The 9,015-nt window shown below is 70.3% G+C and carries 9 protein-coding genes and 1 tRNA gene; 2 read left to right on the plus strand and 8 right to left on the minus strand.

What is annotated here, in order from left to right; genetic code table 11:
- Positions 1–11 precede the first annotated feature (11 nt).
- Positions 12–1,013 (plus strand): MraY family glycosyltransferase, encoded by a 1,002-nt coding sequence (locus ABZ297_RS19180; RefSeq protein ID WP_355347476.1) that lies wholly within the window; start codon positions 12–14, stop codon positions 1,011–1,013.
- A 4-nt stretch (positions 1,014–1,017) separates the two neighbouring features.
- On the plus strand, positions 1,018–2,400 hold the full coding sequence (locus tag ABZ297_RS19185) for a polysaccharide biosynthesis tyrosine autokinase (RefSeq protein ID WP_355347479.1): 1,383 nt from the start codon (positions 1,018–1,020) through the stop codon (positions 2,398–2,400).
- Here ABZ297_RS19185 and ABZ297_RS19190 read toward each other — a convergent pair.
- From ABZ297_RS19190 to ABZ297_RS19225, 8 genes are all read right to left on the minus strand, one after another.
- On the minus strand, positions 2,378–2,962 hold the full coding sequence (locus ABZ297_RS19190; RefSeq protein ID WP_355347482.1) for a hypothetical protein: 585 nt from the start codon (positions 2,960–2,962) through the stop codon (positions 2,378–2,380). The genes ABZ297_RS19185 and ABZ297_RS19190 overlap by 23 nt on opposite strands.
- Before the next feature lie 65 nt (positions 2,963–3,027).
- A complete protein-coding gene (locus ABZ297_RS19195; RefSeq protein ID WP_355347485.1) occupies positions 3,028–4,818 on the minus strand; it encodes a DUF4012 domain-containing protein in 1,791 nt (596 codons plus the stop codon).
- Positions 4,808–5,236 (minus strand): hypothetical protein, encoded by a 429-nt coding sequence (locus ABZ297_RS19200; RefSeq protein ID WP_355347488.1) that lies wholly within the window; start codon positions 5,234–5,236, stop codon positions 4,808–4,810. Before ABZ297_RS19200 ends, ABZ297_RS19195 begins: the two co-directional genes overlap by 11 nt.
- Positions 5,237–5,978: 742 nt before the next feature.
- Positions 5,979–6,206: a helix-turn-helix transcriptional regulator gene (locus ABZ297_RS19205; RefSeq protein WP_350808721.1), complete on the minus strand. Its 228-nt coding sequence runs from the start codon at positions 6,204–6,206 to the stop codon at positions 5,979–5,981.
- Between the two features lie 152 nt (positions 6,207–6,358).
- Positions 6,359–6,434 (minus strand) — tRNA-His (locus ABZ297_RS19210).
- A gap of 66 nt (positions 6,435–6,500) precedes the next feature.
- On the minus strand, positions 6,501–7,094 hold the full coding sequence (gene orn, locus ABZ297_RS19215) for an oligoribonuclease (RefSeq protein ID WP_355347493.1): 594 nt from the start codon (positions 7,092–7,094) through the stop codon (positions 6,501–6,503).
- A 68-nt stretch (positions 7,095–7,162) separates the two neighbouring features.
- Complete coding sequence (locus tag ABZ297_RS19220; RefSeq protein ID WP_355347496.1) at positions 7,163–8,308, minus strand: DUF2510 domain-containing protein; 1,146 nt, start codon at positions 8,306–8,308, stop codon at positions 7,163–7,165.
- 49 nt (positions 8,309–8,357) lie between these two features.
- Positions 8,358–8,918 (minus strand): hypothetical protein, encoded by a 561-nt coding sequence (locus ABZ297_RS19225; RefSeq protein WP_355347499.1) that lies wholly within the window; start codon positions 8,916–8,918, stop codon positions 8,358–8,360.
- Positions 8,919–9,015 lie beyond the last annotated feature (97 nt).

Genomic DNA, 9,015 nt, shown 5'->3' on the forward strand with positions numbered 1-9,015 from the left:
GGGGAGCCGCCATGGTGATCAGCTGTACCGCCATCGTGCCGCTGAGGCGGCTGGCGCTGCACTGGGACCTGACCGATCGCCCCAGCGAGAAGAAGGCCCATGCCCGCCCTACGCCGTACCTCGGCGGCCTCGCGATCACTCTGGGCACGCTCGTGCCCGCGGTCGTCGCGATCGGCCTCGCCGACCACCGGATCACCGTGGTCCTGCTGGCCGCCACGGCGGTGGCCCTGGTCGGCCTGATCGACGACATCAGGCCGCTGCCCGCGGTGACGAGGCTGATCGTGGAGAGCGTGGCGGCGAGCGGGGTCGTCCTCTCCGGCGTCCACGTCACCCTGATGGGCGGATGGTTGGACGGACCGGTCACCGTGCTGTGGATCGTCGTGCTGGCCAACTCCTTCAACCTGCTGGACAACATGGACGGCGCGCTGGGATCGGTCGCCACGGTCACCGCCGCCTTCCTCGCCGCGACCGCGTTCGTGGCCGGGCAGCCGTCGCTGGGACTGCTCCTGACCACGCTGGCCTGCGCCGGGTTGGGGTTCCTGCCGCACAACTGGGCGCCCGCGAGGATCTTCATGGGCGACTCCGGATCGCTGTTCATCGGCTTCGTGCTCTCGTGCTCCGCCGTTTTCCTGGTGGCGGGGCAGGGCGCGGACACCACGATCGCCGGGTTGCTCCTGCCGACCTTCGTCGCGACCGTCGACACCGGCGTCGTGTTCCTCTCGCGCATGCGGGTCGGCCGCTCGCCGTTGGCGGGTGGCACCGACCACGTGTCGCACCGGCTGCGCCGGATGGGCCTTCGCACCCGGGCGGTCGCCGCGACGCTCGGCCTGAGCGCGGCGATCACCGGCGGCCTCTGCCTGTTCACGGCCCTGCACTGGATAGCGCCTCTGGTCACGACGCTGGTCGCGGGTGGCACGGCGGTCGTCCTCATCAGCTTGTTGCAGGGTGTGAGCGTCTACGTACCGGCCGAACGTCTCAAGGCTCCTCCCAGAATCCGTGAAAGGCGGCGTTGATCCAGTGGATCTGCTCTACTACGTGCGGCTCGCGCGCAGGAACTGGTTGCTCATCCTCCTCTCGCTGGTCCTAGGAGTGGCCAGTGCGCTCACGGTCACCGCGAACACGCCGCCGAAGTACGTCGCGTCGATCTCCATGCTGGTCTCCGCCCACGACAAGGAGGGCAGTCTCTCCACGGCGTATCAGGCGGGGATACTGTCGGCGCAGCGAGTGCAGTCCTACGCCACCCTGCTGTCCAGCCGCAGGGTGGTCAGCCAGGTCACCCCGGCCGCCGACGTCCCGCGCCTGCAGGCGAACATCACAGCGGAAGCCGTGCCCGGCACCGTCCTGCTCCGCGCGGCCGTCACCGACGGGAACCCCGCCCGTGCCGCGCAGCTGGCCAACGCCCTAGGGGCCAAGTTCGCGGCACTGATCGACGAGATCGAGCGGCCCACTCCTCGCAGCCGTCCCACCATCAAGATCACAGTGGTGGACCACGCGGACGTCCCCCAGGTGCCGATCAGCCCCAGGCCGATGGTCGACCTGGCGCTCGGCGTGCTGATCGCGCTGCTGGTCGGCGTGGGCACGCTGGTGCTCCGCGATCGCCTGGACACGACCATCAAGTCCTCCGACGCGTTGCAGCAGGCAGCGAAGAGCTCGACCCTCGGCATCATCGGCTACGAGAGGGACGCGCGACGCCACCCCCTGATCGTCCGGCGCAGCGGGCGATCGTCCAGGTCGGAGGCGTTCCGCTCGCTGCGTACGAACCTGCAGTTCATCGGCGTCGACCGGCGGCCCAAATCGCTCGTGATCACCAGCTGCCTGCCCAACGAGGGCAAGTCCTCGACCTCCTCCAACCTCGCCATCACCCTTGCGCACGCGGGCTGGCGGGTGGTCCTGGTCGACGGGGACCTTCGCCGTCCGCGCATCCCGGACTACTTCGGCATCGAGGGCGCGGTCGGCCTGACGGACGTGCTGATCGGCAAGGCCCGGCTGAACACCGTGGTGCAGGCCTGGGGCGAGCCCCGCCTGTTCGTGCTGCCGAGCGGCCAGATCCCGCCGAATCCCAGCGAGCTGCTCGGTTCGCAGGGCATGCGCCAGGTGCTCGAACAGCTGACGGACAGCTACGACATCGTGATCATCGACGCGCCGCCCCTCCTGCCCGTCACCGACGCCGCGACGCTCGCGGCGATCTGCGATGGCGTGATGGTCGTCGCGAAGTACGGCAAGACCCGGCAGGAGCACATCCTGCGCGCCACGGAACTGCTGTCGTCGATCAACGCCCGGATCGTGGGCACGGTCCTGAACTTCATGCCGACCAGGTCCAACCGGTACGACGGATACGGGTACGGGTACGCGAGAGGGCCCGAGGGCCAGGCGGAGGTCAAGACGCCGGAAGTGGTGTGAGCAGCCGGAGCGGGACGGCGAGCGACGCCGCGATCTTCCGTCCCGCCACCCGGTAGGCCCACGGGGAACCGCCGATCGGATCGGGGATGTCGGGCTCGTCCACCCGGACCAGCCCGCGCAGCGCGTGCGCCTCGGCGACGAGCGCGCGGGCCCGCGCCGCGGCGTCGCGATGTCCGGTGACCGCCCCGGCGTCCACCTCCTGGGACAGCGCGCCGAACTCGGCGATGGTGAAGGTGTGGGCCGAGGCGGACAGGCGCAGCGTCACCACGTCGGCGCGGTGCGCCGACGTTGCCGTCAGGATCAGGTCGGCCGCGGCCACCAGCGCCCCGGTCAGCGGACGGGAGACGAAGCCGCTGGGGTCGCCGCCGAGGCGCACCAGCACGCGCCGCGCGCGCTGGGCCATCTCCCTGCCGTGCTCGGCGTGCGTGCCCGCGCTGCCCACCTCGAACGGCGGGCCGAGGGCCGAGCGTGTCAGCCGCTCCGCCAGCGGAGAGCGGCAGATGTTGCCCGTGCACACGAACAGGATGCGGAAACCCGCTCGCGCGTCGCATGTGCCTTCCATGACCGCGACGGTAGGACGCCAAGATCGGACGGCCGCCCGCGGCACGCCGCTCTTTACCCTTTCCGTCAGCGGGTGGCCGCGTCCGGCGCGGGGCAGCCCCGATCGTCCCGGATGATCCGAGTCTGCTGCGGACGTGCCAGCGGCTGCACGGGAACCAGCGGCGGCGCGGCCGAGGCCGGTTCCAGCAGCACGAACTCCAGCGTCTTCGACTGCCTGGGAGCAAGCTCCAGCATGGTGGAGTAGACGGGATGGGAGCGTTCGACCTCTCGCATGATCCCCGCGGGCTCGCCGTCGATCCGCAGGCCGCCGTACTTGGCGCCGGTCCCGGCGTAGAGCGACACCCACAGCAGGTTGGTGCCGGAGGCGTGGCGCTCGTCGGGGGAGTCGAGCCGGGTGGTGACGTACGAGGGCAGCTTCCTGCGCGGCACGTCGTCCTTCAGCCGGACGCGCACCTTCGTGACGCGCTGCCCGTCGCTGCGGCAGGGGCCCAGCTCGTATGCGAGCGAGCGGTCCAGGTAGTAGTCGAGCTTGGTGCCGGCGGAATTGTTGATCACCAGCCCGGCGAACGGCCCCGGGTCCCTCGGCAGCGCACCGCCGAGCGGGGTGTCGGCCAGGCGGCGCTCTTCGGCGTCCCTGCGGCTCCAGATCTGGATCCTTCGCTCGTCCACCATCTGCGACAGGGTGGACAGCAGGCTCATGGGGTCCGGGTGGGAGCGGAGCAGCGCCTCGCTGACGGCGGCGGCGATCGTGATGAGGAACCTCTTGCGCGCGACCGGGTCCGCGTAACGGGCGTAGGCCTGCCGCTCGGTGAGGCCGACGACGTTGTCGGCGGTCACCGGTTCGCCGCCGGGGAGGGTCACCGGGCCGATCAACCGCAGCAGGTGGGAGAGGCCGACGGGATCGGTCGCGATGGCGCCGTCCAACTGCTGGCGGGTCTGTTCCTTCCACAGCCCGGCCCAGGTGGTCGCGGCATAGGGGAAATGCGGGGAAAGGTTGGAGTTGGCGAGGAGAGTGAGGGCGCTCGGTCCGTAGCGTGACAGGAACGCCCGGCCGTGATCGGCGACGGGAGAGGAGCCCGAGGTGAGGCCGTTCTTGGCGGAGAGCCGGTCGATGCCGAGCCTGCCGCCCGTGGCCTTCAGGATGCCGTAGGCGCCGACCAGGCCCCCTGTGCCCCGCGCCTCGGCGTTGGTCTGGAACGCCAGGAAGTAGCGGCGCGGGCCGTCGTGGCCCAGCATCGGGGGGAGCAGGGCGGCGGCGTCGGCCGCGGCGCCGAGCCAGCCGTGCAGCTGGTCCACCTCCGCGAGGGCCGTGCCGCGCGCCTGGTCCAGCACGTCCAGGCCGGTGTCGGCCGGGGTGGCGGCCAGGCGCGAGCGCGCGGTGCCGATCCGGCCGACGGCGTCGTCCAGGGTCGGCGCCGCCGACTTGAGAACGGCCAGCAGGTTCCCCATGTCGTCCATGGAGAGCCCGCTGGCCGTGATCAGCTGCTCACCGGTCCGCTGTACCCCGGTCAGGACCTCGGTCAGCTCCGCGGCGGTCTCCGCGAGGCCGCGGACGGTCGTCGCACCGTCTCCCACCAAGGGGGAGTACGTGATCAACGACCAGTCCGGGCCGCTGGTGAGGCGGCGCGCCTCGGCGGCGTGCCGCTGCGCCTCCGCGAGCGCCCCGGCCATCTGCCCGGGGGCGCTCGCGCGCAGCCGTACCAGCGCGTCCCTGGTCGCCTGCAACTCGTCCCGGACGTTCAGGCCGAGGTGCGCCGACCAGCCGCCGACGAGCGCGAGGCCCGCGGCGGGCCCCAGCAGGCCGAAGGTGAGCCGGCGGCGCTTCTTGCCGCGCACTCGCAGATCGCTACTGCGCACTTGTGGATCGGCGACGCCGGACGGCGATCAGCGTGCTGGCGGTTCCGACGAGGAGCAGGCCCGCGCCGGCCGCCACCAGGGTGCTCACGGGAGCACCGGTGAACGGCAGCTGAGAACCGCCGCCAGGACCGCCGCCGGGCCCGCAGTTGGCGCCGCAGGGCCCCCCGGGCCCCCCGGGCCCCCCGGGACCGACGACGCCGTTCGGACCGCCTGGGCGGCCCCTGACGGTGACGTCGACGTCGATCGTCTGGTCCTGGGTGTTGGTGACGCGAGGCTCCGTGTTGGCGTTGGTCTCCTGCTCCTGGATGTTGGGCGTCGGCGGGTAGGGATTGGGCTCCGCGATCATGGGTGCCGCGTGGCTGGTCGTGGCTGCCGCCACTCCGGCGGTGCCGAACGCGATTCCGCCTCCGACGACCACCGCGACGAGAATAGGTATCCTGTTTTTTTCTGCCATTTCGGACTCCCCGTGACGGTTGCTCGGGTCATAGAACATTTCGCCCGGAATGCCAGCGACATGTTCACTACGCAACCGTTATATGCGCCCAGCCGATAGGTACTCCTTTCGGCGCACCATTCTTACCGAATGATCACTGATGGTTCTCCGTATGTTGACGATCAGCCCCGGCTCTGCGGCGTGGGGAGAGGCGATGGCGCGGGTCGTTCCCCCGCAGGCGACACGGCGCGGCGCGCGCTGCGCGACCTCCGCTCGCACCGGCCGGACACGGCGCGCGACTCCTCGCACGCGGGCCGGAGGCGGCGGCGTGGCGTGCCGCGCGACTCCTCGCACGCGGCCGGACGCGGCGTGTGGTGTGCGGGAGTTCCCTTCGCAACCGGGCCGGATGCGGCGGGTTGCCGTGTTCGGCGATGTTGATCAGAGACGCTAGCGCGTGCGGCGGGTGTTCACGGTGCAACACGCCCTGTCGCATGAGCCCGATGTCGCAGGCCACCCGGTGCCGGTTGGAAAGGGGGGCACTTGCCCGGTGTGTCGGCGCGGGACCTTTCTTGCTCGGGCGTCTCCGCACCTCCACGGCGGGCACGAGCGCCCGCCGCCGTAGCCGTGGCGACCGACGCCGGGCCCGACGGCTACCCGGGGGCGGTGGTGTGGGGCTCCGGGGACGGTGTGGGAGCCCCGGGGTGGTGGTGCGGGAGCCCCGGGCGGGTCAGGTGGTGTCGCGGGAGAGCCAGAGGCCGATGGCGGTGACTCGGGAGTCGACCCCGAGCTTGGCGTAGATGCGGTTGACGTGGTTCTTGACGGTCTTCTCGCTCAGGAACAGTCGCTGCGCGATCTGTCCGTTGGACTGGCCGGTGGCGATCAGGTCCATCACCTCGGCCTCGCGTTTGCTCAGAGACGTGAGCACACTGTCGAACGCTGCGTCGTCGACTCTCATCCGGCCTCCGGGGGCGCGCAGACGGTCAGATCGCCGATGGCCCCCGTGCTTCCGGCGTTAGCGGTAGACAGTGAGCATAACTCGCATTGTCATGTTTTGGGGACAATGTCGGAGAAACAAGACGGCCGGCCCCGTGGGGCCGGCCGTTCGCGTGGGGTGAGTGAAGGGACTTGAACCCTCGACATCCAGGACCACAACCTGGCGCTCTGCCAACTGAGCTACACCCACCAAGGTGCCGCTGGATGGCGGCACAGGAAAAGTGTAGCGGTGTTCGGGAGTCTTTACGCCACCCGATTACCCGGTGACCCGCTCCGCCAGCGTCCTGGCCGTGGACGAGTCGGGCCCGGGCTGCGCCACGAACACCGCCGCGCGGTAGTACCGCAACTCGCGGATGCTCTCGGTGATGTCGGCCAGCGCGCGGTGCCCGCCCTGCTTCTCGGGGGCCGCGAAGTAGACCCGAGGGTACCAGCGGCGCACCAGCTCCTTGATCGACGAGACGTCGATCATCCGGTAGTGCAGGAAGGCGTCGACGGCGGGCATGTCGCGCGAGATGAACGTGCGGTCGGTGCCGATGGAGTTGCCGCAGAGCGGCGCCTTCTTCGGCTCGGGAATGTGCCGGCGGATGTACTCCAGGACGAGCGACTCGGCCTCCGCAAGCGTCACGCCGCCCGGCAGTTCGGGCAGCAGCCCCGAGGCCGTGTGCATCTCGTGGACCACCTGCGACATCTGCTCAAGGGACTCGGGCGGCGGCTTGATGACCACGTCCACGCCCTCGTCGATCTGGTTGAGCTCGCTGTCGGTGATGACGCACGCCACCTCGATGAGGGCGTCGCGGCTCAGGTCGAGCCCCGTCATCTCACAGTCGATCCAGACCAGCAAGTCACTCATTCGATCTCCTCGCCCAGCGGCTCGGAGCAATCCGCCCGCTTGTTACCCCTCCAGCCTAGTGCCACCGGTTACGCGGGCTTGAGCGAGCCGAGAACCTGCTCGACCACGCCGGTGCCCAGGTTGTCGGGGACCGAGACGTAGAGGATCGCGGGACTCTGGCCCTCGCCGCGGTCCATGAGCACGATCGCGCCGTTCTCCTTGTTCCACTCGTAGCCCTTGGCCTTGGTCACCTGGGAGAAGTCGAGCTGGAACTGGAGCACCCAGGCGTCATGGTCACCGATCTTGATGGCCTTGTCCTGGATGAGCTTGTTGCTGTGCTCGAGCTGGTAGAAGCGGGAGTTGAAGTCCGCGAAGACGACCTTGGCCGTGGTGCCCAGCCCCTGCTTGCCGCCGTACGGGTAGAGCTGGTTCAGCAGACCCGTGTAGACGTTGCCGATCCAGTTGCCCTCGCCGTCGTACTTCTCCTGGGCGATCTTCTCCACGGCGCTCGTCCAGAGCTGCTGGGCGGGGTCGGCGCCGTTGAGCCGGCTGTTGTTCGGCACGGTCCAGCCTTCGGGCGGCTGGTAGGAGATGCCTGTCTGCGGGTCGGCGATGCGGCCGTTCTGCGGCTGCGGCAGCTCGCCGGTGGGCGTCGGCTGCGGGATGGCCGTGCCCGGGTCCTGCGGCTCCTCGGTCTCGGTGGGACGCGCGGCGGTGGCCGAGTCGCGGCCGCTGTTCAGGAAGAAGATGCCGCCCACGACGATGAGCGCGACCACCACCAGCGCGGCCAGGCCGCCGAAGACCCAGGGCAGCGGGTTGCTCTGCTTCTGCGGCGGCGCCCCGTAGCCCGGGCCGCCCCACTGCGCCCCGCCCTGGCCGTAAGTGGGCTGACCATACGACGGCTCGCTCTGGGCGGTGGGCGCCTGACCGTACGCGGGCTGGCCGAACGTCGGCTGGCCGAACGTCGGCTGGCCGTACTGGAGCGTGGGGTTCGCCGGGCTCGCCGACCAGTCGGGGGCCTGCGGCCCGGAAGGCGGCTGCGGCCCGGACGGCGACTGGGGCCCCGAGGGGGACTGGGGCCCTGTGGCCGGCTGGGGCCCGGAGGGCGGTTGCTGCTGCGGCGCTCCCTGCTCCAGCGGGTGAGTGGCGTCGGTCCACTGGTTGCCGTCCCACCAACGGAGTTGGGGCGAACCGTACGGGTCGGGGTACCAGCCCGCGGGGGTCTGCGTGGTCATGCTCGTCAGATTAGTAAGAACCGCTTTGATATGCATTGCTGGAGCGTGATCAACACTTGTACGTGAAGCTGGCCTTCTCGGTCCTGAGTGGCCCGGGAGACAGCACGCGCAGCGTGGCCGTCGCCCTGACGGTGGATTCGCCGTTGAGCTGCCACCTCAGCGGGACGATGTAGGACGTCTGGCCGGAGGTCGTGCGCAGCGTCTGTTTCACCACCTCCTTATCCAGGCTCTTTCGCCATTCATAGGAAATTTCGCCTGCCGCGCCATTTGTCACGATCGTGCCGGTGATGACGACGGCGCTGTCGCAGCCCTGGGTCTTTTTCGGCGCGGCCACGTCGATCGACGTGATCGCCAGTTCTGGCGCGTTGCCGAGCTTGATCCAGGCCACCACGGCCCCCGCCATGATGATCGCGAAGACCGTCGCCGCGCTGATCGTCCGGCGGTGGCGCGCCCGCGCGGCCTTGGTCACCCGGTCCGACCGCTGCAACGTCCGCGCCTGGTCGCGCCCTTCGCGCCAGATCCGCTCCGCGGTCGTGCCCAGCTGCTGCCGCGGCGGCTCGCTCGCGACCCCGGGGCCGAAGTGCATCGGCGCGGCGAGGTTGCCCGGCACGTGAGCGGAGGACGGCCAGCGGCTCGTCCTCGGCCCAAGCCGTGACAGGGCTGGACGAGTTGTTGGTGAGCGGGGCCGAGGAGACAGGTTCGGCCTG

Origin of the sequence: Nonomuraea sp. NPDC005983, assembly GCF_040614375.1 — a bacterium.
In the GTDB taxonomy this organism is placed as follows: domain Bacteria; phylum Actinomycetota; class Actinomycetes; order Streptosporangiales; family Streptosporangiaceae; genus Nonomuraea.